The 26,671-nt window shown below is 57.8% G+C and carries 28 protein-coding genes and 1 other RNA gene; 20 read left to right on the top strand and 9 right to left on the bottom strand.

Annotated elements, in window-relative coordinates:
* Together JNL86_17645 and ssrA are read left to right on the top strand one after the other, a co-directional pair.
* Positions 1-138: hypothetical protein (locus tag JNL86_17645; GenBank protein ID MBL8044735.1), on the top strand; the 138-nt coding region annotated here is incomplete at its 5' end.
* A gap of 185 nt (positions 139-323) precedes the next feature.
* Positions 324-674: a transfer-messenger RNA gene (ssrA, locus tag JNL86_17640) on the top strand.
* A 3-nt stretch (positions 675-677) separates the two neighbouring features.
* On the opposite strand, the gene JNL86_17635 is transcribed toward ssrA, so the two are convergent.
* The gene (locus tag JNL86_17635) at positions 678-1,628 is read right to left on the bottom strand and encodes a LysR family transcriptional regulator (protein MBL8044734.1); all 951 of its coding nucleotides are present in this window, start codon (positions 1,626-1,628) and stop codon (positions 678-680) included.
* Between the two features lie 139 nt (positions 1,629-1,767).
* Between JNL86_17635 and tmpT the strand changes: the two genes are divergently transcribed.
* The 4 genes from tmpT (at position 1,768) to JNL86_17615 (ending at position 5,163) form a co-directional block, all read left to right on the top strand.
* On the top strand, positions 1,768-2,418 hold the full coding sequence (gene tmpT / locus JNL86_17630) for a thiopurine S-methyltransferase (protein MBL8044733.1): 651 nt from the start codon (positions 1,768-1,770) through the stop codon (positions 2,416-2,418).
* Complete coding sequence (locus JNL86_17625; protein ID MBL8044732.1) at positions 2,415-3,833, top strand: MFS transporter; 1,419 nt, start codon at positions 2,415-2,417, stop codon at positions 3,831-3,833. The genes tmpT and JNL86_17625 overlap by 4 nt, the downstream gene beginning before the upstream one ends.
* A 217-nt stretch (positions 3,834-4,050) precedes the next feature.
* Positions 4,051-4,614: an FABP family protein gene (locus JNL86_17620; protein ID MBL8044731.1), complete on the top strand. Its 564-nt coding sequence runs from the start codon at positions 4,051-4,053 to the stop codon at positions 4,612-4,614.
* Between the two features lie 138 nt (positions 4,615-4,752).
* Positions 4,753-5,163, top strand: coding sequence for a hypothetical protein (locus tag JNL86_17615; GenBank protein MBL8044730.1), 411 nt, complete (start codon positions 4,753-4,755; stop codon positions 5,161-5,163).
* A 149-nt stretch (positions 5,164-5,312) separates the two neighbouring features.
* Here JNL86_17615 and JNL86_17610 read toward each other — a convergent pair whose 3' ends face one another.
* On the bottom strand, positions 5,313-7,097 hold the full coding sequence (locus tag JNL86_17610) for a glycoside hydrolase family 15 protein (protein ID MBL8044729.1): 1,785 nt from the start codon (positions 7,095-7,097) through the stop codon (positions 5,313-5,315).
* A 50-nt stretch (positions 7,098-7,147) separates the two neighbouring features.
* Between JNL86_17610 and JNL86_17605 the strand changes: the two genes are divergently transcribed.
* Positions 7,148-9,379 carry a trehalose-6-phosphate synthase gene (locus JNL86_17605; GenBank protein ID MBL8044728.1) on the top strand — a complete coding sequence of 744 codons (2,232 nt, stop codon included), beginning with the start codon at positions 7,148-7,150 and terminating at the stop codon, positions 9,377-9,379.
* 8 nt (positions 9,380-9,387) lie between these two features.
* Positions 9,388-10,161, top strand: a complete 774-nt coding sequence (gene otsB / locus JNL86_17600; GenBank protein MBL8044727.1) for a trehalose-phosphatase — start codon at positions 9,388-9,390, stop codon at positions 10,159-10,161.
* A 247-nt stretch (positions 10,162-10,408) separates the two neighbouring features.
* On the opposite strand, the gene JNL86_17595 is transcribed toward otsB, so the two are convergent.
* The gene (locus JNL86_17595; protein ID MBL8044726.1) at positions 10,409-10,894 is read right to left on the bottom strand and encodes a macro domain-containing protein; all 486 of its coding nucleotides are present in this window, start codon (positions 10,892-10,894) and stop codon (positions 10,409-10,411) included.
* 183 nt (positions 10,895-11,077) lie between these two features.
* Between JNL86_17595 and JNL86_17590 the strand changes: the two genes are divergently transcribed.
* The 4 genes from JNL86_17590 to JNL86_17575 all read left to right on the top strand — a co-directional run bounded on the left by JNL86_17590 (position 11,078) and on the right by JNL86_17575 (position 15,173).
* Positions 11,078-11,896 carry a polyphosphate kinase 2 family protein gene (locus JNL86_17590; protein MBL8044725.1) on the top strand — a complete coding sequence of 273 codons (819 nt, stop codon included), beginning with the start codon at positions 11,078-11,080 and terminating at the stop codon, positions 11,894-11,896.
* Positions 11,897-12,005: 109 nt separating this feature from the next.
* Positions 12,006-12,884, top strand: coding sequence for a DUF4412 domain-containing protein (locus JNL86_17585; protein ID MBL8044724.1), 879 nt, complete (start codon positions 12,006-12,008; stop codon positions 12,882-12,884).
* Positions 12,884-13,552 carry a DUF4412 domain-containing protein gene (locus JNL86_17580; GenBank protein MBL8044723.1) on the top strand — a complete coding sequence of 223 codons (669 nt, stop codon included), beginning with the start codon at positions 12,884-12,886 and terminating at the stop codon, positions 13,550-13,552. The genes JNL86_17585 and JNL86_17580 overlap by 1 nt, the downstream gene beginning before the upstream one ends.
* 1,084 nt (positions 13,553-14,636) lie before the next feature.
* Complete coding sequence (locus JNL86_17575) at positions 14,637-15,173, top strand: mechanosensitive ion channel (protein MBL8044722.1); 537 nt, start codon at positions 14,637-14,639, stop codon at positions 15,171-15,173.
* Between the two features lie 84 nt (positions 15,174-15,257).
* On the opposite strand, the gene JNL86_17570 is transcribed toward JNL86_17575, so the two are convergent.
* Positions 15,258-15,932, bottom strand: a complete 675-nt coding sequence (locus JNL86_17570) for a hypothetical protein (protein MBL8044721.1) — start codon at positions 15,930-15,932, stop codon at positions 15,258-15,260.
* Positions 15,933-16,165: 233 nt separating this feature from the next.
* On the opposite strand from JNL86_17570, the gene JNL86_17565 reads away from it, so the two are divergent.
* From JNL86_17565 to JNL86_17535, 7 genes are all read left to right on the top strand, one after another.
* Entirely contained in the window at positions 16,166-16,654 is a 489-nt protein-coding gene (locus JNL86_17565; protein MBL8044720.1) for a CBS domain-containing protein, read from the top strand.
* Positions 16,655-16,739: 85 nt separating this feature from the next.
* Positions 16,740-17,090, top strand: coding sequence for a 4a-hydroxytetrahydrobiopterin dehydratase (locus JNL86_17560; GenBank protein MBL8044719.1), 351 nt, complete (start codon positions 16,740-16,742; stop codon positions 17,088-17,090).
* Between the two features lie 39 nt (positions 17,091-17,129).
* Complete coding sequence (locus JNL86_17555; protein MBL8044718.1) at positions 17,130-18,992, top strand: RiPP maturation radical SAM C-methyltransferase; 1,863 nt, start codon at positions 17,130-17,132, stop codon at positions 18,990-18,992.
* A 357-nt stretch (positions 18,993-19,349) separates the two neighbouring features.
* The gene (locus tag JNL86_17550; protein ID MBL8044717.1) at positions 19,350-19,997 is read left to right on the top strand and encodes a DUF1353 domain-containing protein; all 648 of its coding nucleotides are present in this window, start codon (positions 19,350-19,352) and stop codon (positions 19,995-19,997) included.
* Positions 19,998-20,005: 8 nt separating this feature from the next.
* Positions 20,006-21,709 carry an SUMF1/EgtB/PvdO family nonheme iron enzyme gene (locus tag JNL86_17545; GenBank protein MBL8044716.1) on the top strand — a complete coding sequence of 568 codons (1,704 nt, stop codon included), beginning with the start codon at positions 20,006-20,008 and terminating at the stop codon, positions 21,707-21,709.
* A gap of 87 nt (positions 21,710-21,796) precedes the next feature.
* Complete coding sequence (locus JNL86_17540) at positions 21,797-22,000, top strand: hypothetical protein (GenBank protein MBL8044715.1); 204 nt, start codon at positions 21,797-21,799, stop codon at positions 21,998-22,000.
* Between the two features lie 118 nt (positions 22,001-22,118).
* On the top strand, positions 22,119-22,610 hold the full coding sequence (locus tag JNL86_17535) for a type VI secretion system tube protein Hcp (GenBank protein MBL8044714.1): 492 nt from the start codon (positions 22,119-22,121) through the stop codon (positions 22,608-22,610).
* Between the two features lie 104 nt (positions 22,611-22,714).
* Here JNL86_17535 and JNL86_17530 read toward each other — a convergent pair whose 3' ends face one another.
* The 3 genes from JNL86_17530 to JNL86_17520 all read right to left on the bottom strand — a co-directional run bounded on the left by JNL86_17530 (position 22,715) and on the right by JNL86_17520 (position 24,337).
* A complete protein-coding gene (locus JNL86_17530; GenBank protein MBL8044713.1) occupies positions 22,715-23,047 on the bottom strand; it encodes a carboxymuconolactone decarboxylase family protein in 333 nt (110 codons plus the stop codon).
* 86 nt (positions 23,048-23,133) lie between these two features.
* Entirely contained in the window at positions 23,134-23,403 is a 270-nt protein-coding gene (locus tag JNL86_17525) for a hypothetical protein (GenBank protein MBL8044712.1), read from the bottom strand.
* Positions 23,404-23,515: 112 nt separating this feature from the next.
* Positions 23,516-24,337, bottom strand: coding sequence for an inositol monophosphatase (locus tag JNL86_17520; GenBank protein MBL8044711.1), 822 nt, complete (start codon positions 24,335-24,337; stop codon positions 23,516-23,518).
* 249 nt (positions 24,338-24,586) lie between these two features.
* On the opposite strand from JNL86_17520, the gene JNL86_17515 reads away from it, so the two are divergent.
* Positions 24,587-25,099 carry a winged helix-turn-helix domain-containing protein gene (locus JNL86_17515; protein MBL8044710.1) on the top strand — a complete coding sequence of 171 codons (513 nt, stop codon included), beginning with the start codon at positions 24,587-24,589 and terminating at the stop codon, positions 25,097-25,099.
* A 246-nt stretch (positions 25,100-25,345) separates the two neighbouring features.
* On the opposite strand, the gene JNL86_17510 is transcribed toward JNL86_17515, so the two are convergent.
* Positions 25,346-26,272, bottom strand: coding sequence for a UDP-3-O-acyl-N-acetylglucosamine deacetylase (locus JNL86_17510; GenBank protein ID MBL8044709.1), 927 nt, complete (start codon positions 26,270-26,272; stop codon positions 25,346-25,348).
* A gap of 263 nt (positions 26,273-26,535) precedes the next feature.
* A partial coding sequence (locus JNL86_17505; protein ID MBL8044708.1) for a response regulator transcription factor occupies positions 26,536-26,671 on the bottom strand: 136 nt, incomplete at its 5' end.

Genomic DNA, 26,671 nt, shown 5'->3' with positions numbered 1-26,671 from the left:
CCGGTTCAGGGGCAGGTGCGCGAGGAACAGTTGCTGGTGACACTTCCTCCCGAGTTCCTCGCAGGCCAGTTGTCCAAGGGACAGGTCTTCACGCAACAGGATCAGGGATGGACCTGGACCTTTACGCCGGTTCCGTGAGATCCCCTGTCCGGGTTTCCCGCCCAACCGTTTCTCTCCTGGCATCCCCTTGACCTGTGCTGTATGATGAGCATCTAGGAGATACGTCGCTCGTCAAGCGTGAAGGGTATCTCGTAAACCAAAGAATACGAGATGTGTCCGGCGCTTCACGAATGACGATTGCCGAATCACGATCTTCAAGAAAGGGGGGCGACCGGTTTCGACGGGGATATTGACGCCATCGTTGCATGTCGAGATCTCGGGAACTCGTAAAATTCCGGGAAAAACGCAACTGCCAACCAAGAACTGGCACTCGCAGCCTAATTTAGGCTGAGACGTCGTTCCATCTGAGGTCCGCGGGGGTGGAATGGCGCGATGCAGCGGACTGGTCCCACGCCGGTGCTCAGCGGCGGGGGGCGAGACAATACTGGGCTAGCGGCGGTTCTAAGCCGGCCGATAGGCGTGGGTCGCTGCGAAGCTTAAAGAATCGGCTACACATGTAGACGCGATGTGCCGACGATCTTCGGACAGGGGTTCAACTCCCCTCGCCTCCACCAAACTCAAGGGCTCGGAAACTCTCCGAGCCCTTTTTTCTTGCCTGAACGACCCAGGCGGGCGAGGTGCTGTGTACAGACCTCACGCACGCAGCCGCGTAACCACCGATGCGCGAGATCGGCATCCAATCGAGGGTGCCACAGCATCGAGACGGTGAACTCCGGCGTCGAGACCGGCAGGGCAAAGCTATGCATGCCTGCCCGCAACAGGCCGGTGTGCCGTTCGGGAACGGTGGCGATGAGGTCGGACGCGCGAGCCAGCGCGAGGGCCATGGCGAAGCCCCCGACAATCGCCACCATATCACGCTCCAAGCCCAACGCGACTAACGCCTCATCGACCGGTCCCTTTTCCAGCCCCTGCCGTGACACGCAGATGTGTCTGCCGGTCGCATAGCGGGAGGGCGTGACCCTGCCCCTTGTGAATGCGTGTCCGGCTCGCACGACGCCGATGTAGCGATCATTGAACAGGGATTGCACACGCAACTCCTGCGCGGTCGCGGCCTCAACGACGCCGGTTTCCAGATCGACGGCTCCGATACGGAGGGGCGCGCTGTCCTTGTCCGGTTTCTGCACGAAGCGGAGCCGCACACCAGGAGCGTCCAGGGCGATGCGGGCGATCAGCGGCGCGCCGAAGTTCTCCACGAACCCTTCGCTGGTCCGCAGTGTGAACGTCTGTACAAGCTGATCGAGCTTGAGCTGCTCCGCAGGGCGTAACACCGCTTGGACGTCCTGCACGAGATGACTCACCCGCTCACGCAATTCGAGGGCCCGGGGTGTGGGGACGAGACCGCGGCCGGCTCTTACCAGCAGAGGGTCGCCGGTAGTCGCGCGTAATCGAGCGAGTGCCCGACTCATCGCCGACGGACTCAGTCGCAATCGCTGTCCGGCGCGCGCCACGCTCCCTTCCGATAGCAACACATCAAGAGTCACCAGCAGGTTAAGATCGGGTCTCGCCATGGTGCGATGATAGCACGGTTCAATTGTGATCTGGCGTCAGATGCACGAATAACATGCATCCGTTGCGTATTCCGCTAGTCCATGGGGTGGCGTAAGATGGCCACATCGTCGTTGTGTGTTAGCAGGGAGGATGTACAGCATGGACGCAAAGTTTTGGCATGATCGATGGGCCAGCAATGAAATCGGCTTTCATAAAAGTGACGCGAATCCATTGCTGGTGCAGTATTTCGACAAGCTGTCACTGGCAAAAGGGAGTCGTGTTTTTCTGCCGCTCTGTGGCAAGACGCTCGATATCGGCTGGTTGCTGTCTCGCGGCTATCGAGTGGCCGGGGCCGAATTGAGCGCCGTGGCCATCGAACAGTTGTTCGCGGAGCTCGGTGTGACCCCGACGATCACGACAGTCGGCTCACTCGATCACTATCGCGCCCCGCATCTGGACATCTTCGTGGGCGACATCTTCAAGGTCACACCTGAACTGCTGGGCCCGGTCGATGCCATCTATGATCGGGCGGCCCTAGTGGCTCTGCCGCGAGATATGCGTGTTCGCTATGCCGAGCATCTCATGACGTTGACCGGACAGGCGCCACAGCTGCTCATTTCTTTTGAGTATGACCAGCGGATGATGGAGGGCCCGCCGTTCTCGGTCACGACCGAAGAGATCAAGCAGCATTACGGCAAGCGATATGACATCTCCGTACAGACCAGCCTCGATGTCCCTGGCGGCCTCAAAGGACGCTGTCCGGCCACGGAGCGGGTGTATATGCTGCGAAAAGGAGAGCGCCAGCGGTGAAAACGGAACGGATCACCCCGGTTCGATGGATCATCGCCGCTCTTTCCCTGTCCGTGCTGCTGTCTTCTATTGGGACGAGCATTGCCAATGTGAGTTTGCCGACATTGGCGCAGGAGTTCGGAGCCTCGTTTCAGCACGTGCAATGGGTGGTGCTGGCCTATCTCGTGACAATTACAACGACGGTGGTGAGCGTCGGACGGCTCGGAGACCTCATGGGGCGGCGACGCTTGTTGATGATCGGCGTCTCATTATTCACGATCGCGTCCGCGCTGTGTGCGAGTGCACCCGGCCTAGGGTTTCTCATCGCCGCCCGAGCAGTACAGGGTTTTGGAGCGGCCATCATGATGGCCTTGACCATGGCCTTTGTCGGGGAGACCGTTCCCAAATCCCGAGCCGGCAGTGCGATGGGATTGGTCGGTACAATGTCGGCGGCCGGCACAGCACTGGGTCCTTCCATTGGCGGCCTGTTGATCTCAGTACTTGGCTGGCAGGCAATCTTTCTCATCAATGTGCCGCTGGGTGTCGCCATTGTGATGCTCGTCCATCGCTATCTCCCTGTCGATGCAAATCGGCCGCAGGCCGACCAGCTCCGCTTCGACCTGGTGGGGACGTTTCTGCTGGCCATAACGCTCGCGGCCTATGCGCTCGCGATGACGGTGGGGCGAGGGCATTTCGGGTCACGTAACGTGGGCTTACTGGTGGCGGCCCTCCTGGGCCTCAGCCTCTTCATCGTCGCCGAGAGAAGGGTCCGCTCGCCATTGATCCGACTGGCACTGTTTCGCAATGTGTTGTTGAGTGCAAGCCTTTTTATGAGCCTGCTCGTCTCGACCGTGATGATGGCGACACTCGTAGTCGGGCCGTTCTATCTGTCGCGAACACTTGGACTGAGCGCGGGCTGGTTGGGATTCGTGTTGTCGATTGGTCCTCTCTGCGCGGCCTTCGCCGGGGTACCGGCGGGTCGCCTAGTGGACACTGTCGGCGCCGACCGCACGACTCGCATGGGACTCATCGGTATCGCGGCGGGGTGTTTTTTGCTTTACGCACTGCCGGCCGTATTGGGGATGGTTGGCTACACCCTTCCTATCGCTGTTGTCACAGTCGGCTATGCGCTGTTCCAGACGGCCAACAACACGGCGGTAATGATGGACCTTCCTCCCGACCAGCGCGGTGTCATCTCTGGACTGCTCAACCTTTCGCGCAATCTCGGACTCATCACCGGTGCCTCGGCCATGGGTGCCCTGTTCACCTTTGCCTCAGGAACGGGTGATATCGCCACGGCCGCTCCAGATGCTGTGGCCGCCGGCATGCAGGTCACGTTCGCTATCGCGGGGTTGCTCATCCTTGTCGCGCTGGCGATTGCGGCGGGAAGCCGGGCCGCCGGTGTGCGCCCGTTTCTTGCGGAGAATGCGTCCTGACACAGGCAAGCCCATCGAGGGCCTGATGGGCCGGCGCTTTTCGGACCGGGATCCGACTCCCCTCGCCGCTGGAGTAATAGGTTCGCGACTCCGGCGTACCTCTCGATGCCACCTCTTCCCAATTGAATGGCTACCGCCGCTCTGCTACAAGAGCACCCGCCAGAGCCGCTGGCAACAGCCCGAGCGGCAATCGGTTAAAACAGGGAGGATCGGCGAAATGGGAGAGGATTTGCTTCAGTATCTTGGGCCGTTGGCTGCGTTGGCGGGTGTGTGGGAAGGGGACAAAGGTGCGGATGTGGCGCCTGACGACAACCGAGGGACGGAACACAATCCCTATCGTGAACGATTAACCTTCGAGCCGATTGGGCCTGTGAACAATCATGAACAACAGTTATATGGCTTGCGCTATTCGCTCGTGGTCTTTCGACTGAGCGATGGGACGGCGTTTCATGAGGAGAGTGGCTACTGGCTCTGGGATGCGGCGGCCAAACAAGTGCTGCGCTGTTTCATCGTGCCGCGGGGAGTCACGGTGCTGGCGGGTGGGACCGTCGAGCCGGATGCCACGTCGTTTCAGATTGCGGCGGAGGCCGGATCGGATACGTACGGCATTTGCTCCAACAAGTTTCTGGATCGGGAGTTCAAGACCGTCCGTTTTGAAGTCACGATCACCGTGCATGGCCCGGACAGTTTCAGTTACCACGAAGACACACAGTTGAAGATGAAGGGCCGATCCGATCTGTTTCACCACACCGACACCAATCGGGTCACACGAGTGAGATAAGTGTGAGTTCGATCGTCTAGGGTGAATCCGCGCTATGGCATTGGCTCTCTCCCCGCCCGGGCTGGTATAGTGAACGAGCGAGGCACATCGGCCTTGAGCACGAGACGCTGTGCACAATTTTTATAGAGGAGGTTCTCTATGCGAAGAATGTTGGTGGCGGTAGCGGGATTGGTGTTGATGACCGGCTGCACAAGCTTGCCGCAGACCTCGAGAACGGCGCTCATTCATGAGGTCAAATTTGAAGGTAGTCTGGCACCGGCGGATCTGACCGTACACGTCGGTGACGAAATTCGTTGGGTAAACCATCGGACGCTCCCTGTGTTGATCGATATCCCCGGTCTGAATGCCGAGATGTTGTCGTGCGATCGCGGCTTCTCGGGCATGATGGGAGGGGTGAACGAGTTGAAGGAATTAGACCCGAGCAAGAGTGCGAGTTTGTGCTTTAGCAAACCCATTGTCATTAGCTACAACGCGCGCATGCGATCGGCCGATCCAGGCGGGATGAAGATTGAGCCGGGCACGATCCGGGTCGTCGGCCCCGCCCAGTAGTCAGCGTTGATGCGGCTGACGCCGCGCTGCCTTCTTCTTTCGCCCCGGAGCGTGTTGTATGGCTCCGGGGTTCGAGGGAATTCTCAGACCAGAGATTATGGATAATTGTGCCGGGCCGGGGCGCCCGTCAGGCTGCACAGGCGTGGGGCTCAGAGCACCGTCGTCCAGGACGGACTGACGGCGAATGCGGCATTGATCAGGCCGACGTGGGAGTAGGCTTGGGGGAAATTGCCGAGTTGCGTGCGGGTCTCCGGGACGAAATGTTCCGAGAACAACCCCAGATGGTTCGCGCCGGTGAGGACTTGCGCCATGATCTGCTGGGCTTCAGCCATTCGCCCGAGTCGCGCCAGACCTTGCACGACCCAGAATGAGCAGATGACGAAGCTGGATTGCGGCCGTCCGAAGTCATCAGTCCGAAGGTACCGAAAATAAAAGCCGGTTTCTTTGCCGCCGGTCTGTACGGCCAACGCGCGTGCAATGCTCTGCATGGTCGATTCGCATACGTCGCGGTTGGGGAACCCGAGGATCGCCGCTTGCGCCAGCGAGGCATCGTAGGTGTCGTCCTTGGGGCCGTTGCGGAGCGAGCCGTCTTTGGTGGCATTCAGCAGCGCCTGCGCGGCGCGCGCCCGGGCAGCATCCAGATCAAGCGTCAACGACGGTAAAAATCCTGCCTTGTGCATACGGTGCGCCCGGTCGAGCCCGGCCCAGCACATCAGGTTCGAAAACGAATGTTCCTGCCAGCCGTTCCGGATTTCCCACAGCCCTGCGTCCGGTTGAGCGATGGTGCGATCGCAGAGTCGGGCCAGATTGGCGACAAGCTGCTCCTGATCCTTCGTCCGCAAGTCATAGAACCGGTTGTCGCTGAAGATCGGCGTCAGCGCGAGCACCAGCTCGCCGTACACATCGTTTTGAATGTGTTCGGCAGCTTGATTGTGATTGCGAACCGGCGCGCTACCCGAGAAGCCGGCCCAATTGGCATGTTCGGTTTCCGGCAGCGGGAGATCCTGACTGAGCGTATACACCGGGGCGAGCCGTTCCCGAGAATGTTCATGCGTATAGGCGATGTTGAGAAGAAATTTGAGAAACCCTTCCATCTCCTCGAAGTGTCCGAGATTGTGGAAGGCGGTGAGCGAAAAATACGCGTCGCGCAACCAGCAATAGCGATAGTCCCAGTTCCGCGGACCACCCGGCTCTTCGGGAAGGCTGGTGGTCAAGGCGGCCAGAATAGCGCCGGTATCTTCGTAGCAGTGCAGTTTGAGCGCCAGCGCGGAACGGATCACTTCTTCCTGGTGCAACACGGGAATCGAACAATGTTTCACCCACATGCGCCAGTAGCGAGTCGTTTGATCCAGGAATTCGTGGCTCACCTTGGCGAGGTCGTCCTCGATCCCCAAGCCCCAGGTCAGGGCGAAATAGGTTTTCTCGGTCAAGGCGAAGGGACGCTCTTCGTAGAGATACGTGAGGGGCATGTTGGTCAGTAGCCTGAGGTATTCTCCGCGGATGTCGTACCGCACGTGGCTGTTGCCACGCATGCCGCGCGCATACTCTTTTCCCCACCCCGTGACCGGCCGGCAACTGACTCGGATCGACGGCGTGCCGGCCAGCGGTTCGACGATGCGAAAGAGTGCCGCCGGCCGATAGAGGCGTCCGTACTGTTCGAATCTGGGACAGAAATCGGTGATTCTGAAGGTGTCCCCGTTGGACGTGGAGACCTCCGTCACCAGGATATTTGTATTGGGCAGGTAGCGCTGTGTTGTCTTGACTTGAGCGGAGCTGGTAGGGCTTGATATGGAAAAATGCCCTCCTTCCGGATCGAGGATTCGTCCAAAGACCGGATCACTGTCCGGTCTGGGCAGGCAAAGCCAGTCTATGGATCCGCTTTCATGTACGTGCGCGGAGACGTGGCAGTTGCCGATGAGTCCGTAGGGGTACATGCCTCAGACCATAAGAGATTTTGGTCTCAAAGTAAACTGCGGGAGAAAAAATGCGACTGTCCCTCCGGTTTATCCTTCCCCTCTTGCTGGTCCTGGGCGTCGTGGCCTACAGCGTTGTGCCATTGGTGGATTCCCTCACGCTGAAGTGGTTCACGCGCGACCTCGAAAGCCGGTCCAAGTTACTGGCCAGCACGATGGAGGTGCCCCTGGCGGATCTTGTGGTGTCCCGCTCTCGCACGAAGATTTTTGCGTACTTTCATAAAGTGATTCAGGATGAACGGTTGTATGCGCTGGGCTTCTGCGATATGCAGCAGCGTCTGCTCTACCAGACCCTGACCTACCCCGATCAATTGTCCTGCGAAAGTTTGGCGCATCTGGCCCCCGGTTCCTCGGAAGTGGTGGACTTCGCCCAGGGCCCGTTGCACGTGGTGGTCGCGACGATTCAGTCTGGCGGCAAGGTTCAGGGCCGGTTGATGCTCGTGCACGATATGAGTTTCGTGCACCAACGCAGTACTGACACCAAGTGGTACATCTTTTATTTGTTCGTCGGCCTTGCGGGGGTGATTTCGGCTGTTACCGTGATCGTGGCGCAACTCAGTTGGCGGGGATGGGTGGCCGGCGTCAGAGACATGTTGACGAAGACCGGGTTGCCGGCCGAAGCCAGCCAGGCCCATTCAGCGGAGTTGCACCCGGTTGCGCAGGATCTCCACGCGCTGGTGAGGGAACTCGAAGCCGATCGCCGCATGCGGGACGAAAGCCAGATCACCTGGAGCCCGGCCAGTTTGAAGACGATTCTGCATGAACATCTGTCGGGCGATGAAATCCTCATTGTGTCGAATCGGCAACCCTACATTCACAATCGGCGGGGACAAAAAGTCGAGGTGCAGGTGCCGGCCAGCGGGCTGGTGTCCGCCCTGGAACCGGTGATGCGAGCCTGCTCGGGCGTGTGGATCGCGCATGGCAATGGATCCGCCGACAAGGAGGTGGTGGACAATCGAGACCATGTGCGAGTGCCGCCGGACCATCCCTCGTACGACATTCGCCGGATTTGGCTGTCGCCGGATGAGGAGTCCGGCTTCTACTATGGCTTCTCCAATGAAGGACTGTGGCCGCTGTGTCACAATGCACATGTGCGCCCGACCTTTCGGACTTCCGACTGGGAACAGTATGTCGCGGTCAACGAGCGATTCGCGAAGGCGGTGGTCGAAGAGGCCAAGACCGATGATCCCGTCATCCTGGTACAGGATTATCACTTTGCGCTGCTGCCCAAGATGGTGCGGGAAAAACTGCCCAACGCGACCATCATCATGTTCTGGCACATTCCCTGGCCCAACTCCGAAAGCTACGGCATTTGCCCATGGCGGCAGGAAATTTTAGAAGGACTCCTTGGCAGCAGCATCGTCGGGTTTCACACGCGCGAGCACGGCAACCATTTTCTGTCCTGTATCGATCGTATCCTGGAAGCGCGCATCGACCGCGATTCATCGACCGTCTCGTATGGCGGTCGCCTGACGGCGGTGAACCCCTACCCGATTTCCATCGAGTGGCCGTCGCGCTGGCTGGAAAACCAACGGCCCGTGCCGGACTGTCGGGTACACATCCGCGAGCGACATGCGATGGGCCCTGACCGACTCGTGGGGATCGGTGTCGATCGGTTGGACTACACCAAAGGGATCATCGAACGGTTTCTCGCGGTCGAACGATTGTTTGAATTGCAGCCGGAATGGGTCGGCAAGTTTTCTTTCATTCAGATTGCGGCGCCGAGCCGGACGATCATCGATCAGTACCAACATTTTCACGACCAGGTCTACGCCCTGGCGGAACGCATCAACAAACGGTTTGGCCGCGAAGGGTACGAGCCGATCGTGTTGAAGGTGAAACATCACGAGCCGCCGGATGTCTATGAGTATTACCGGGCCTCCGACCTCTGTTTCGTCACGAGCCTGCACGACGGCATGAACCTGGTGGCCAAGGAATTCATCGCCGCTCGCGACGACGAGCAAGGCGTGCTCATTCTCAGCCAGTTTACCGGCGCGGCCCAGGAGCTGCCGGAAGCGCTGGTCGTCAATCCCTACGATATCGATCAATGCGCGGCGGCCCTGCACATGGCGCTGTCGATGACGCCGAAGGAGCAGCGCGCCCGTATGCGGAGCATGCGCGGGTTGATTCAGGAGTTCAATGTGTATCGGTGGGCCGGTCGTATGCTTATGGATGCAGCGCGGATGCGTCGTCGCATTCGCGTGATGAAGCAGGTCGGCCAAGCATCCGGACGGGGGCGGTAATCACACCGATGCGCGACCTGCTCAGTGCTCCAGGCAAGCGTCTGCTCGACCGTCTGGCCGGTCAGGCCGGAGCCCTGTTTGCCTTCGATTTCGACGGGACGCTGGCGCGTATCGTTCAGGACCGGCATGGTGCCGGCCTCTCGGAACCGACGCGACAGGCCCTGCATGCCCTGGCGGTGGTTGCGCCGACCGCGGTCATTTCCGGGCGATCACTCGAAGACCTGCGTCCCCGAGTGGACGGCATCCCCACTCACCTGATCGGCAATCATGGGTTGGAGGGTTTGCATGCATCGGAGCGGGTCATGCAACAGGCCATGGACTGTTGCCGCGCCTGGCTCAAGATGGTCGCCAAAGCCGAACGCGAACTGACGCGAGCCGGCGTGGTGGTCGAGGATAAAATGTATTCTCTGACCTTCCACTATCGACAGGCCTGTTCGCCGCCGGCTGCGCGGGAAGCCATCTTTCATACGGTTTCCACGCTCAGCCCGGTCCCGCGGCTTGTGATGGGAAAGGCCGTCGTGAATGCCATTCCTTCCGGCAATCTGCATAAGGGGACAGCCATGTTGGAGTTGATGCATCAACTCCAGAGTTCTGCGGCGTTGTATGTGGGGGACGATGATACCGACGAAGATGTCTTTTCGTTGCCGGATGAGCGCATTGTCTCGGTGCGTGTGGGGAAAAAGGCGACGACTGCCGCGCAATGGTATCTCACGCGGCAGTCGCAGATCGGTCAATTACTGCAGTATCTCACCGAGGCGCGCGCCAGGGCGGTGTCGGCCTAGCAGGGTGGTGAACAAGTCCGCCAGCTGCGTTCTCGCGTCGTTCAGAGGCTCAACGTACGGTCAGAGTACGCTTCGCCTCTGGGAGAGGGTCGGCGCACCGTCTCATCGGCTCCGCAAACGTGGCGCTCATTCTGCTTCGCGACGTGGACCTCGCTGCGGCCTTTTTGACCACCCTGCAAGCGCCTCTGATGGCATCTGCGATCTCAACACGGCTGCGGAGCTGTCGAAATTGTTTTTCAACGACCTGCTAGGCTTCTTGCGCGGCTACGCCTTTCTTGTACATCCCATAGACGTAGACGGGAATATTCAGGTCCTTCAACACCTGCTGGAGGAGCGGATAGACCTTCTCCCATTCCAGCCCGCCTACTCCCGTGGCCAGTCGAGGCAGCGCCAGGCTCTTCACCTGATGTTCCTGCAGTTCCTTTTTCAGCGCCTGCAGTGCATGATTGACGTTGGGCAAGGTGGCTTTGCCGGGACGATCCTGGTCACCGGCGGGCGGCTCTTGCGTAAAAAGGTTGATGATGACGGGCGAGTTCGGACCCTTCCATGACCAGGCGCCGCCTGTTTTCGGATTGTACGTCTGGCAGTAATGACGGAAATCCTTATACATCCCCGGCCACTGCTCACGTAAGGACAACGCCAAGCCCTGCTTGAAATTATCGTGTGGTGCAATCCCATGCGCGATTGCACCGGCGGTGGATAACAGGATGTCTCCGGTCACTTCCTTGAGCATAACTGACGCCTCCTAGATAGGGTGAAAGACCTGTTTATCACATAAGGCTGTGCCCGCTTCAATCAATGCCGGCGGAGAAAGAAATTTTTTTGCCGTTCAGGAATGCGACTCCTTTGATCGCCGACCGACTCGCATGGTCGAGAATGCTGTTCGTTTGCCGGGAATCATTGCAGGAGGAACGATATGGACAAGTATCGCATCAAGCCCGGTTGCCGCCCCGCGCTCCAGCGGGTCGATCCCGATGACACCGGGGCCTATAAAAAGAATGACGCGGGGAAGGCCAAGGCCAAAGCGGCGGCGGCCAAATTCATCGCGCAGCTCGATCAGTTGCAGGAACGACTCTACGCCAACAAGACGCGAGCGTTGCTGATCATTCTCCAAGGCATGGACACGAGCGGGAAGGACGGCACGATCAAGCATGTCATGTCCGGCGTGAATCCGCAGGGATGCCGCGTGGCGTCCTTTAAGGCGCCAAGCGAGAAAGAACTCGAACAGGATTTTCTGTGGCGCATTCACCAGGAAGTGCCGCCCAAAGGGTACATCGGAATTTTCAACCGGTCGCAGTATGAAGACGTATTGATCACGCGCGTGCATGGCTTGGTCTCGAAGAAAGTGGTCACACAGCGATTCAATCAGATCAACGAATTCGAAGAGTTGTTGGTCGAGAACGGCACGGCGATCATCAAACTGTTCCTGCACATTTCCAAAGATGAGCAAAAGGAGCGTCTCACGGAACGCATCCGTGATCCGGAGAAGCGCTGGAAATTCAGCGAGGGTGATGTGGAAGAACGGAAAATGTGGGACGATTATATGACGGCGTTTGAGGACGTCATGGCGGCGACCAGCACCGAGCGGGCTCCCTGGTACATCGTGCCGGCCAATCGCAAATGGTATCGCAATCTAGTGGTGGCAGAGCTGGTGGTACACGCGCTTACTGCCATGAAGCTCACCACCCCTCCGGCCCCCAAAGGGGTCAAATTCGAGCGGTTGAAGATTGTGTAGGGACCCTGTCCCACGGCCCCGATTCAATTCCATCGACGGACTGGCGTCGTCGTTGGGGCTCGGCTACACTGCTCTGACTCGTGTCTCTACCTTAGCCAGGAGTGTGAGTATGCGAAAGAGGTGGCCTCTCGTCGTCGTTGGTTTCGTGCTTGCCCTCACTCCCCTGGCGAGCTACGCGGGAGACTTTGAAGGGGTGTTGCACATGAACGCGAACCATGCAGGGACCGGATCAGCGACCTCCATGGATTGGTACCTCAAGGGCGAGAAGGCGCGGATGGAGATGTCTCGAAAAGAAGGCCAGAAGCAGGTGTTGATCTTCGACGGGAAGACCAGGACGATGCAGATGGCGATGCCGGGCCAGAATACGTACATGGAAATGAGTTTGGAAGGGGAACGTGGGGAACACCTGCGGGAAGCATTTGATCGTCAGACCGTCGAGCGCACCGGCAAGACGGAGAAACTTGCGGGGTACACCTGCGAGGTGTGGCGGATTTCGGATAAAGACGATCGTCGCCTGAAAAGTGAAATCTGTGTGGCGAAAGGATTCGGAAAAGCCGCCACCTTCTGGGTTGATCCCAAGGAGGTGCGACGATCTTCGCAGCCCAGTTGGGTCAAGCAATTGATTGAAGAGGGCGGGTTCGGTCTGCGGAGCATCCAGTACGATGAGACCGGGAAGGAAACGACCCGCATGGAAGTGACTAGTATTGAGAAGAAAAGTTTGGATCAGGGGTTGTTCGCGTTCCCGTCCGATTGGACCAAGCGGGATTTGTCGGCCATCCAAGAGGGGATGAAGGCCATGCGCGACCCGAAGGGGCAGGGCGGCGCCGATATGTCCACGATGATCGAGGACATGAAGAAGCGGCGGGCTGAGCGTAGAAAAGCGAGGGAGGCTCCTGGAGAGGACGAGCCGCAACAGGATCTTAAGGAAATGATGAAACAGCTGGGAGAGGCCATGAAGAAGCAGCAACAACAGCAGGGCGGGCAATAATGTCGCGGCGTGCCGTTTTGTTGAGTCTCATGGGCAGCATGCTGCTGGCCGGCGTCGCGGCGGCCGGCGAGTTCGAAGGCATCATCGTCCTGAATGAAACGAGCGGGGGCGAGACGGTGCAGCAGCAATGGCTGCTCAAAGGCCAGGCGCTGCGTTTTGAGGAAACCGGTCCCGATGCCGGGAGAAGCGCCATGATTTTCGACGCCAAGCAGCAGAAGCTGTACAGCCTTCGCCATGACGAAAAACTCTACCTGGAGCTCTCCACGGCGAACACGTCACACGCCCAGCCGCAGACGTTCGACGACATCGTGATTACCAGAACCGGAAAGCGTGAGACGGCGGCCGGATATGTCTGCGAGGTCTATCACACGAAGGATAGGACCGACGGCAGCAGCGGCGAATTCTGCATGGCGAAAGAGATCGGCAGTGCCGCGTTGCTCGGCATGACGAGTGCGCAAGCCGGCGGCGCCTCCTTATGGCCGGGATGGATGCGTGAGATGTTCAAGGACGGCGGCTTCCCGATCAAGGGCGTGGATCGGGACGGTTACGGCCGGGAAGAGGCGCGCTGGGAGGCGGTGACCATCGAACAGCGGCCCTTGGCGGATCGGTTGTTTGTCCCTCCTCCTGATTACGAGAAGCAGGAGATGGCGGTTGTCAGGCCTGAGTGAAAAAGCGGTGCAGCCCCCTGTTGACAGAATTTGGTGAGGGGCGTAGATAGGACTTGCGGCCCGACTTCAGTGTCGAGGTGGGGGACCGGGCAGACCGCGCGGCTGTCATCTAGATCTCCCACGGATTCCCGCTCCAGAGAGGAGGGTGGATGATGAACGATACGATTCCACCTGGCCCGTACGGCCTGCCGAGCTGAAGGCAGGTGTCTCGTCGGCCTGTTCGACCGGTTCTCTACCGGCTATGCCACCCGGCATCAACCACGCGCCAGAGCCTATGACGGCGTCACGCTTTGCCGGGGAACCGATTGACATTCCTGGATCGTCACCGCCCTCGGGCGACCGACCGTCTTGTTCCGACGAGAGTCACTTCCTGCTCATCGATTCGGCCGGTCTTGCACGGGCCGCCACAGTCTTTCTTAGAGTCGTCGGCGTCCTAAGCGCCACACGCGGGCTCCCGTTTTACGGGGGCCCGTGTTGTATGAAGGTGCGCGCGGTGTGTTACGGATCGAAAAAAATGCCTAGGGGGGATTTTTTCTGTTGACAGAATTTTCTAACGAGCGTAAGAGGGAATTGTGAGTTGAAAGAACTGTGTATACCGTGACGAGGCGATGAGCAGTGCGCGCCTGTTCGGGAAACCTCGCCACTCCTCAACCGGGGAGGTTCACAGATGGAAGAACTTACGCCACCGGACTAGAGCGGCCCGCAGAGTTGCAGGCGGGTTGATTGTCGGTCGTGACGACCGATCCTTCGCTGGCTGGTGCCTCATGGCACTGTCTGATGACAGGATTCAGCCATCATATGAGTAGAAGGGTCGAGTTCTCACGAGGCACAACTGATTCCTGGGAGAATGTCTCCCCCGACGAACATCCCGACAGTCCGTCTTCTCAAGCGGGTCTTCTGATTCCGACAACCTAATTGATTTTCGGCGTCCCAAGCGCCATCCACGGGCGACCTCCCACCGCAGTGTAGGGTCGCCCGTGGCATTTTGGGGCCAGCGTACTCGCACTTGTTCCTCGCCTTCCCGCTGACATACAGTCACTTCATCCACTCATTCTGAACGCCTGTTGCATGATGGAGGTTGCTCATGCCTGTTTTGGATTTGTTTGTCCGAGGGGATTTCATTGATCCGGCCACCCTCGTCGGTGCGGCCTTTTATGCGTTTCTGTTCATCCTGGTGGCTTGGTTTCTGGCGCGTCTGGTGCGAGTGGGCGTGCGGCGGGTCGCCTATCTGCTCAACGATCAGGCCGCGTGCACGCTCCTGACCAGGCTGGGGCAAGTCGTGGTCTATGCCCTGGCGGTGATCCTCTATTTCAACGCCATTCCGCAACTCCATTCTGTGGGTACGGCATTGCTGGCAAGCGCCGGCGTCGCGTCGGTTCTGTTCGGACTGGCGGCGCAGACGACCCTGAGCAATTTGGTCTCAGGCTTCGCGCTCTTGTTCTACCAGCCGTTCGAAGTGGGTGATCGCGTGCAGCTATCCGCCCCGACCGGTCTTGAAACCGGCGTGATCGATGAGATGACGATGGGGTATATCCTGGTCAAGACGCCGGACGACCGGCAAATCGTCGTGCCGAACAGCGTGGCCTCGCAGCAGGTCGTGGTGAAGCTCCGTGCGTCTTGAGGGCGTATGGCACATGGCGTATTGCCTGGGCAGTGACGAGGCGGGTCGTCTTCCCTGCCACAAGCCACCTACGCTGTGCCGGGTTCAGATGCGATCGGGATAGTCTGAGATGATGCCGTCCACGCCCAAGTCCCGCATCCGTTGAATGTCGTGTCGCTCGTTGACGGTATAGGTGAACACCTGCCGCCCCAGGTCGTGGGAGGTTTGCAGCAAGGCGGGCGTGACACTGGAGTAGTGAAAGCCGACGTAGGCCGCATTCAGCGCGAGCACATCTGCGATGGGGTCCGGCGGAAGGCGGCGATGGTGGAGGACCATGATGCGTGCCTCGGGATCCGCCTGACGGACGCGATGGAGTTCCGCGATCAAAAACGACGCATAGATCAGCGGGCCCGAGAACCCAGTGCGTTTCACGATCGCGCAGGCCTCGTTCCCAATCCCCTCCACTTTCAGCTCAAGAATGACGCCCATCGCGTGTCCGGCGATGTCCAGGGCCTCTTCCAGCGTGGGAATACGCTGCCAGTTTCCTGCATCGAGCCGTTGCACTTGCTCGAGCGACATTTCGGCGAGTGTTCCTGATTTATTGGTGGTGCGATCGATGGTGTCATCGTGCAGCAGCACGAGATGGCCGTCGCTGGTTTCGCGCAGATCGACCTCGATAAAATCGACATGGAGTGACCGAGCTTTCCAAATAGACGCGAGCGTGTTTTCGGGAGCGTGGCCGGAGGCTCCGCGATGACCGATGCGAAGGACGGAAGGGATAGCGACCTCGCGTGAGAAGGTCTAAAGCGATCTCCCCGCTGTGGCCCCATTGGGCTCGGGGAGGGGCTTTCTTTTCGAACCGCACTTCCCTACCATATTTCGCGTATCTCTGCAAAGAAAGTCGAAGGGCTGGGGCCAGCCGATGTCCATACGGGCGGTCTGACGTTCGCAGGTCGAGCGCGATGTGTCCCCTGACGTGCTCAGAAGTCACACGATTCGGAAAGGAGGCTGCCATGCTTGTGCAAGATGTCATGTCTACCGGTGTCGTGACGGCCAGGAGAAATGACTCTGTCCGTGCTGTTGTGACCAAGATGCTCAGCCGCCATTGTGGGGCCATCCCCGTGGTGGAGGACGGCGAGGTGTTGATCGGCATGGTGACGTTGCGTGATGTGCTCATCCCTCTCTACCCCAACTACGGCGAATATATTCACGACAACGTGCACAGTCGAGACTTTGTCGAGATGGAGGAGGGGTATGCGGATGTGCTCTCTCAGCGTGTTGAAGAAGTGATGAGTGTGAATCCGCTCACGGTATCTCCGCGCACTCCGGTGTTGGAGGCGGCCTCCTACATGGGCGTGAAGAATTTTCGTCGCATGCCGGTGGTCGAGAAGCAAGCGCTGGTCGGGATGGTCAGCGTGGGGGATATCAATCGCGGTCTGTTTTTCGAGCGTGGACATGCGGCGATGAGCCAGTACCGGATTGCAGAACCATCCGGACGGTAAGGCGGTTGCGGGATACAACGAGCGGCTCGTAGAATAGCGTTTCTTGCAAGAACCGACGGCGAGGTTCGTCTGCGAAGGAGCTGCCATGAGTTTAGCCGACAATAAGTGTATCCCCTGCCGGGGCGGAGTCCCTCCCCTCCCCGCCGAACGTATGCAGGCGCTGTTGACGGAGCTCGGACGAGGGTGGGCCTTGAGCAAGGAAGGACATCTTGAACGACTCTATACGTTCAAGGATTTTGCGCAGTCGCTCGCGTTTGCCAACAAGGTCGGAGCGGTGGCCGAGGCGGAAGGCCATCATCCGGATCTGTACGTGGCTTGGGGCAAGTGCAAGGTGGAAATTTGGACGCACAAGATCAACGGCCTCACGGAGAGTGATTTTTATCTGGCAGCAAAGGCCGATCGTGAGTTCGAACCCTTTCGGGCCGTTGCGGGGTGATGATGTTCATGTGTGTCGCTCCGATCATCGAGGTAGCTCATGAGTGACAGGGCTCAGGTCGCGCTGGTCAACATGCCATTCAGTTTTTCGAGGTACCCGTCTATTCAGTTGGGCACCCTCTCGGCGTTGTTGAAGTCACAGGGCATCGCCGTCGATTGTCATCATCTCAATGTGCGGTTCGCGCATAAAATCGGCATTCCCCTCTACGAATCGATTTGTGAGAAGCGGGCGTTATTCGGCGAATGGCTCTTCTCCTACCTGCTCTTCCGTGACAATCCCCAGCGTGCTGAGTACCCGCGCCTGTTCAAGCCGGTGTTTGAGCAGATTGCTCGAGAAAGCGGGCAGCCGGTCTCGTTTTTTGAGGACATGGCCATGCGCACCGCTCCGCAATTTTTGACCGCCGCCATGGCCGGGATTGATTGGGGCCAGTACAAGGTCGTCGGATTCACGTCCACGTTTGATCAAAATGTGGCTAGCTTGACGATGGCCAAGCTGATCAAGGATTTGTACCCCGACGTGAAGATTGTATTCGGTGGCGCCAATTTCGACGGCGAAATGGGGTTGGAATATTTCCGTGCGTTCCCGTTCATCGACTATGTCGTCGTCGGCGAAGGAGAGGTCACGTTCCCGGCGTTGGTCGACTACGTATTGCGTGGGGCAAGCGGGCCCTGCCCGAAAGGCGTCATCCACCGAGAACAGGGCGAAGTCCGACTCGAGCCGAATACGGCTCTCTTCACTGGGTTTTCGGAAACCGGCCCGCCTGACTATGACGATTACTATCACCTCTTGGCCGAGCTCGGCACCGAAGCCTCCCGTGGACTGGACCGCATTCTGTTATACGAAGGATCCCGCGGCTGCTGGTGGGGTGAGAAGCACCATTGCACCTTCTGCGGGCTGAATGCGCAGAGTATGAAGTTCAGGGCGAAATCACCGGACCAGGTTGCGCGGGAGATGGCATACCTCTCAAGCCGCTACGATACGACTCGCTTCCGTTTGGTGGATAACATCATCGACATGAAATATGTCGACAATCTGTTCGGCCGGTTCGCTGCCGAGCACTGTGATCTCGACGTATTTATCGAGACGAAGAGCAATCTGCAAAAGAGCCAGATCCGGACGTTGGCCGTCGGCGGCGTGAAGTGTATGCAGCCTGGTTTGGAAAGCCTGAGTCTCTCGCAGCTTAAAGCGATGGACAAGGGCGTGACGCCCATGCAGAACATCGTTTGTCTCAAGTGGAGTTGTTATTACCGGGTGGCGGTCTCCTGGAATATTCTGCTTGGCTTTCCCGGCGAAACCAACGAAGATTATCGCCGGCAGATCGATCTCCTGCCGTCCCTGTTCCATTTACAAGCCCCGGAGGCGACCGGGAAATTCTGGTTGCAACGGTTCAGCCCCTACTTTACGAAGCCGCATGAATACGGCGTGCGCATCACCGGTCCAGGGATGGCCTACGAGTATGTGTACGATGCGGCACGCGTCGATCTGCACAAGATCGCCTACGATTTCGAGTATGAACTCGATGATTGGCCGGTGGATCCGCATGTCTATCAGGAGTTGGTCGGCTTGGTGGAAGAATGGCAGCGGCGGGCGCGCAGCAACGATCGCCCGTTCTTATATTACTCCAAGGCGATGGAGTACGTGACGATCTATGACGGGCGCGACCCTCAGATGCCGACGAGGCAACGGTACGACTGGCCTGCGGCAGGCATTATCGAGGTCTGCAATGAGGCGGCAAAGAACCGCGATCAGATTCGCGCGGCACTGGCCGACGCGAAGCGTGAGCGTCCCTTCTCGGAAGACGACCTGACCGAGGCGCTGAGCATTCTGACAAGTCGTCGCATTCTCTATGAAGAGCGCGGGAAGTATTTCACATTGGCGATTCCCGAGCACCCCTACTACTAGCGAAGTGGGGAACCACGACCTGCCCTGCCTTTAGCCGACCTTCCCTTTTTAACCCTCCACGCACTCGTCTCTGATAGCGCCCAGCTAGTTTGGAGTGGAAGCTATCGATGTGCGAGGGAGCCTGCTGATCGAGATCTCTAGCACCTTCCATCAACATCCTCACAATTACGTGTATTTTCGATGCTCTCCACGCTTACTCGCTGGACACTATTTAACGGCTCGGCTACACTTCGCGGCCGATGGAGAAGAGGTGCCCTCTTCGGCTGTCAAGTTGTGCGCGACGATCCATCTTTGACGACCAATGAAGGAGCCACTGTCACAAAACTCATCGGCAAGGGGAATCCACAAGGACGAGGTATGGTAACCCGACGGCATCTCTTCAAATTGGCAATGGGCTTCGCAGCCACCCTTCCCTTGGGGCTAGTCTCGGTCAGGCGGGGGACGCATGCCGGCATAAGCCTAGCCGAAGAGATGTCTTCTCCGGCGAAGGGTACTGCCATAGAAGACTGGATGACAGCATGGATGAGTGTGTCGAAGGCGCCGGGAGGAATGCTGAAGATCTCCAGATTTCGAGAGCCCGTCTATTTCCTCACCGCTCCGATCTCATGGACGCCCAATGCCGGGCAGGAGCGCTACAGCGCCGTGACCGTGCCGCAGGGGTTCGTGACCGATTTCGCAAGCATCCCCAGGGTCTTCTGGTCGGCCCTGCGCCCAGATGGTGAATATGCATACGCGGCAGTCGTGCATGACTACCTCTATTGGACGCAGACCCGTTCGCGCGAAGAGGCTGACAACATCCTCAAGATGGTTATGGAAGATTTTGACGTGGGGGCGATCACAGTTGAAGCCATCTATGGAGCCGTTCGTGTCGGTGGAAAGGCGGCGTGGAACGGCAACGCTGAAAAGAGGGCTGAAGGAGAACAACGTATTCTCACTCGATACCCTCAGGATCCTCGCACGAGGTGGGAAGACTGGAAACAACGTCCCGGGGTGTTTGATCCGTGAGCCCAAGCATGAAGAACATGGGGATCCAATTCTCGCTGAGAGCTGACACGCGGCGGGCGAAAGAGGCTCTCGTGGCACTCTTGCTGCTCTTTTCTCTTATGTCGGTGTCTGCGGTGGAGGCCGCCGAGGGCAAACGAGTCGCGTTGGTGGTGGGGATCGGGACGTATGACAAACTTTCTCCGGACAAACAGCTCTCGAATGCGGTCAATGATGCGGACGGGGTATCGGCCAAGCTGGGTGAGATCGGGTTTAAGGTTACGAAGGTTCCCAACGTGTCTCGGCAGGTTTTTAATGAGACATGGCAAACAGTGTTGGATAGCCTGAAGGCAGAGGACACGTTTTTGCTGTTCTTCTCCGGACATGGAGTGCAGATAGACGGGCAGAACTACCTGTTGCCGCGTGATATTCCATTCATCGAATATGGTCGGAATGAGCACCTAAAACGAGAAGCGATCAGCCTCAACGAACTGTTGGCCGACCTCTCGACTGGGGATCGGCCCCATCCCAAAAGTTCGGTCGTGATTCTCGATGCCTGCCGGGATAATCCCCTCATCCCGCCCGGTTACACGAAGAGTGCGTTAGGTGGGAGAGGACTGGCCGGGCTGCCCGAATCGGAAGGGGTTTTCGTCATGTATGCGGCAAAAAGCAATCAGACGGCCCTCGATCGGCTCTCCCCCACTGACAACGCTCCCTATTCTGTTTTTACGAGAACCCTGTTACCTCTCATCGGCCGCACGGACCTCAGCATTCAAGAACTGAGCGACGAACTGAAAGACCAGGTATATACACTTGCCAAGAGTGCTGGACGACAGCAACTGCCGACCTCCTACAATGGAATCATCGGACGATTCTGTCTTCCCGGTTGCAAGCCAACGGGGGGTAGGACAGCCGGGGTTGGTGCTGTGGGGGATGGAGCGAGCATTGCCTCGGTGACTGGCATAGCTGCTGGAACTGCGAGTATTTCCGATGGGCCCAAGTCGATCACCGGTAAAGATGGTGCGCTGATGGTGCTGGTACCGGCCGGTGAGTTCATGATGGGTAGTGGGCCGGAGGGCTCCTCTATCAAGTTCTCGTATGAGCGATATGAGCGACCAGCCCATCCGGTGTATCTTGATGCCTACTATATCGATCAATATGAAGTTACGACCGCGCAGTACGAGAAGTTCTTTCGTGCGACCAAGCGAAGTCGACCAAAGTTTTGGTCGGATAACGTGCTGCCACAACATGGAAAGAAGCCAGTGGTGGGCGTGGACTGGTCCGATGCAAACGCCTATTGTGTCTGGGCTGGGAAGCGCCTTCCTACGGAAGCCGAGTGGGAAAAATCAGCGAGGGGGACGGATCAACGTCCGTATCCCTGGGGAGAAGCTGTGCCAACAGACTACCGAGCCAACTTCGAGCATTGCTGCGATTTTAAGGACTATGGTGCGGTAACAGATGTGGACTCGTTTGAACAGGACAAGAGCCCGTATGGTGTGTACAATCTGGCCGGGAACGTCTCGGAATGGGTGGCCGACTGGTTCGGTGAGGACTTTTACCGTGCAAGTCCGGCACGCAATCCGAAGGGGCCGTCGAGCGGTGACTGGCGCGTGATCCGCGGTGGTTCCTGGTTCGGTGGACCGGTGACTGTCCGATCCGCCTACCGGGAAATGCGCGTATCGTCTAGGCGGGACAACGATATAGGGTTCCGTTGTGCCCAGGACCTTCCGCAATAACCTTTACGCTTGTGCGCTGTTTCCTTTTCTCCAGTCTTGATGCGGTATTTGCTGCTGCGAGTCAGCGCATAATGGTCGAGGGGTCGCATGACCGAGAAAGGAGCGGGTGGCCTCCCGGCCGCCGTGACTAAGGCCTATGATGTGTTGCTTTGGCTGATCAACCACATGGGTAAGTTTCCGCGGTCGCATCGCTTCGTCCTTGGAGATCGGATTGAGTCTCGAAAGTTGAACGTGGTGGAGTCCCTGGTCTTGGCCGCCTACGCGCGAGACAGGCGCGAGCATTTGCGGTAGGCCAACGGCAATGTGTAAGTCTTACGCATCTTGGTGCGGGCCGGAAAGGATCTAGGGTTCACCAGCGTGAAACAATATGAATTCATTTCGCGCGAACTGACATTCACAGGAGGGTGCGATGGCGGAAGACTATTTCCTCAAAATCGATGGGATTGAGGGTGAGAGCCAGGATGTGCAGCACAAAGGTGAGATCGAGTTGAACTCCTGGTCGTTCGGCGGGACGAATGTCGGCGTGTCTCAGGCGCACGCGGGCATGGGTGGAAAAGAAGCCAAATTCGACGCTCAGGACTTTCAATTTACAACGAGGATCAGCAAGGCTTCGCCAAGGTTCGCTCAAGCCTGTGCGTCGGGTCAGCATTTCAAGGGAGCCACTCTTTTCGCAAGAAGAGGAGCGGAGCGGGAACGGCAGGCGTACTTGACGATCAAATTGGTCGATATCCAAATTGTGTCGTATCAACAAAATGGATCGAGAGGGACAGATTCCCCAAATGAACAGGTCTCGTTAAGCTACGCCAGGATTGAAATCGAATACAAAGAGCAGAAGCCCGACGGATCCCTCGGCGACCCGGTACGAGGCGGTTTCGATGGGAAAGCGAGTCAGCGGGGTTAGCGATGCACCACCTGCGTGCACGCAGACTGCTCGGTGTGTTGTTACGACTCATCGCCCCACTCGATCAAGAGTTGAGTGGGAGCATGAAAATGGTATCCCCTCCCCTACATCGATAACTTCTCGGCGACGTTCCGCATCTGGACTCCGTGCACCAGCGAGGCGCCACCGCGGATGGCGCAGGCTACGTGGACGGCTTCCGTCATTTCCTCTGTGTTCGATCCCTTTTCCAGGCAGGCTTGCGTGTAGGCATCGATGCAGTAAGGGCACTGCACGGCATGGGCTACACCGAGCGCAATCAGGGCCTTCTCCCGTTCGGTCAGCGCTCCGTCGGCAAAGACGGCGCTATAATAATTCATGAACTTTTCCCACAAGGCCGGATTGCTCTTGCCCATGTCTCCGAACTTGCCGAGATCCTTCGAATGGTAATAGCAGTCCATGAATCACCTCGCTGGTTGAGTGGTCTGATCGTGCTCGTGTTATTCAAGCGTCAGGCTTGCGAGCGGGTCGTGCGGGCGAGAAGTGGTTATGCGTTTCCGGGCGGCGCCGGTTCGGCTTCATTGAGGGCTTGGGAGAAACGATGTCCGACGATGGTGGTGACTTTGTTCATCAGCTCGCCGAGTTCCTTCCACTCATCGGCGCTGAGGTCGGCCTTGATCTGCGGGTGGAGCGCCCACTCGGCGTTCACGAGCGTGCCTTTACGTGACACGTGCACATGCAACAGTTCGACATCCCACACATCCTGACTGGTTGCTGACGACGCGCCCGGTTTTTGCGGAGGGACTTGGCTGGCCATGCTGCATGCACTCCTTTGATCTGGCGAATGAGGCGCATGATACCGCATCGACCGTCGTGCTGTACATGGGATGTCCGAGCAAGGGTGCGCCTGTGCGGCGCGGCCATGTGGATTAGTGATTGCTTCCGCGTTGGTGAATGGCGTCGAGAAGCTGATCGTGGATGCGGCCGTTCGTCGCGGCCAGTTCCTGCCCGTAGAGCGAGAAGTGGGCTCTGCTGAATCCGGACACGATACCTCCCGCTTCCCGGACAAGCACGATTCCTGCTGCCATATCCCACGGACTGAGCTTCACTTCCCAGTAGCCGTCGAACCGCCCCGACGCGACATAGCAGAGATCCAGCGCGGCCGAACCGGTGCGACGAATGGCCTGTGCCCGTAGTGAAAGGCGTGAAAAGTGATCGAGGTTATTGTTGGGCGTTTCGCGAATGTTGTACGCAAAGCCGGTGACCAGTAGTGCGCGCTCCAGTGAATCGATGGATGAAACATGGAGGCGTGCTCCGTTCAAGTAGGCCCCCTGCCCTGCGATACTGGTAAACAGCTCGCCGCGTACGGGATCCAACACCACCCCGAGAATGGATTCGCCGTTGTACTCCAGCCCAATCGATACCGAATAAAACGGAAAGCCGTGGGCGAAGTTGGTGGTGCCGTCCAGGGGGTCGATGATCCACTGATAGGGTGAGTCGGTCGATCCGTCTTGCCCACGCTCTTCAGCCAGAATGCGGTGGGAGGGGTAGGCCGAAAGAATTGTGCGAACAATCTGCTCTTCGGCCTGTCGATCCGCATCGGTCACGAGGTTAATGGCGGCCTTATAGTCGATGCGAAATCCGGATTTGGCGTAGTCGCGTAAGACCGTTCCTGCGGCCTCGGCTGCTTGAATGGCCGTTGCAAGATATGTGGAGCAATCGTTCGAAGATGGAGCATGTGTAGCGTGCATAGAAGCCGCATCCTAACACGATTTTGCGGTTCGTGCGCCAGCGCACTGGTCATTTTTCGGTAGAGCATCTAAAATCATTGATAAATAATGATATTTGAGACGCTTGTTCTTGCATGACAAGGCTTGGCTAGGCATTGAGTGCACTCTGCTTGCATAGGCGAGATGCGCGAACAAATAGTTATTTGCAGTTACTTGACAGATTTTAAATCAATTGCTATAAAGCAAGTATGCTTTATTGAGGTCTTGCTTGTGGAAGAATTGACCGACATTCTGGTTGGCTTGGAACAGCGAATCAGCGCCTACCGGAACCGCTATCAGGAACTTGAGAAAAAGCGACGTCGGCTCGACGATGAAATCGCCATGATCAAGAAGTACTTGGAGCTCGCCGAAACGCTGTATCGTGTCGAAGCTGATAAGGCCAAGTTGGCCAGCCTCTCCAGTCAGATTATTACCGACGAAAAAGGTATTCGCCCGCTTCCTGTGACGGATGTCACCGATCAATCGCGTGAGATCCTGCTTGGCAAAAGCAAGTATGTCGGAAAAAGCGTTCCGGAGGCTGCGTATCAGATTCTTCGGGAAGCCAGTCGGCCGATGCATGCGAAGGAATTGTTGCAGCGCCTCTTGGAGGGCGGGTTGCAGATCAAGGGCAAGACGCCGTTGACCTCCGTAGCCACGTCACTGAAGCGGGATAAGCGTTTCCAAAAAGTCGGACCCAATACGTTCGCGGTCACGACTCAGCAGGAATTGACGGCGGTAGTGTAAGTGGGCCGAGGAAGTTCCTATCAACTTTAATGTGTGAAGGGAGGTGAGAGTCTTGGCAACGAAGAAGGCAGCGAAGAAACCAGCGAAGAAGGCAGCGAAGAAGAAGTAAGTCCTACCAGGATTTACACGCCGGGGGTAAGGCCACTTACCTCCGGCGTTTTTTTATGCCCTGAATGCACAGGCCGCGACCACCGCTTGTTGCTGGTGAGTCGCAAGCATTACTGTGGGCGTGTGTGGTGGAGCGGGTTAGATTGCGAGAGACGGCGCCGGGCGAAGCAGTCCGAGAGAAGAACGTGATTCCGGAGTGGCTACCGCATGTTCGCCGGTGATCAGTGCCCACTTGTCACGTTGAAGGAGGATTTGCTCAACGAGCCGTGTGTGCATGGCATGGCCTGACCGTTCAGCCACAATGTGGCCGATGAACGGAAATCCGAGCAGCGCGATGTCGCCAATCAAGTCCAGCACCTTATGCCGCACAAATTCATTGGAGAAGCGCAAGCCGGATTCATTCACTACACCCTCTTGAGACAGCACGATGGTGTTGTCCAGCGTCCCGCCTTTTCCGAGTCCTCTCGACCACAGCGCTTCGACTTCGTGCAGAAAGCCGAATGTCCGTGCCATGGCGATGTCCTGTTCAAACGCCGGAGCGGAGCAGGTGTGGCTGTAGGACTGGGTCTGGATCAGAGGGTGATCGTAATGGATGGAATAGGTAATTTTCGATGTTGACGAAGGTTCGATCCTCACCCGCTTTGATCCGTCCACAACCTCGATGGGTTGCATAATCTTGACATAGGACTGTCGGCGGGTTTGCGGAATGATGCCGGCAGCACGGATCAGGCGGACGAACGGGCTTGAGCTCCCATCAAGCACGGGAACTTCCCCCGCGTTGACTTCGGCATACACGTTGTCGACTTCCATGCCCACCAGGGCGGCAAGGAGGTGTTCAATCGTCTTGACCTGATGGCCCTTGACGCTGATGGCGGTGCAGAGTTCTGTTGGGACTTTATTTGAAATCGAAGCAGGGATGAGCGTTTCTTCTGATCCATGCCGATAGATAAAGACGATGCCGGTGTTTGGAGGGGCCGGGCGAAGAGTGAGCGTGACCGGCTGGCCTGAGTGGAGCCCGACGCCCGAACATGAAACTGGTGAGCCGATCGTTTGCTGAAACCGCACGGTGCCTCCTTCGTACTTCGTGAAATCCAGCAATATATCAAGCAATGATTGTGCCAATTTGATAAATGCACTTAATGCGTTGATTTATAATGAATATATGATGAATATCCAAAATAATAGCTGTTGCGAAAAAAACACAATTGTATCTTTTGCCAAAACCAGCCAAGCACGGAAGTGTTTGGTTTTCAATGAGTTACCGACTGCAGTCAATGGAAAGATGATCGCGGCGAGTCGGCAAGTACAAGGGCGATTGCCACTCCAAGTTACGGTCTTGGCTCCAGTTCAATGAGCCCTTTCCGAATCGCGAGAATGGCGGCCTGAGTTCGATCGTAGACCTGCAGCTTGTGAAAAATATTGCGCACATGGTTTTTGACGGTCTTCTCGCTGAGATCCAAACTA

The organism is Nitrospira sp. (genome assembly GCA_016788885.1).
In the GTDB taxonomy this organism is placed as follows: Bacteria; Nitrospirota; Nitrospiria; order Nitrospirales; family Nitrospiraceae; genus Nitrospira_A.
Note: the sequence above shows the minus strand (reverse complement) of the source record. Positions and strands in the feature narration are given on the sequence as shown.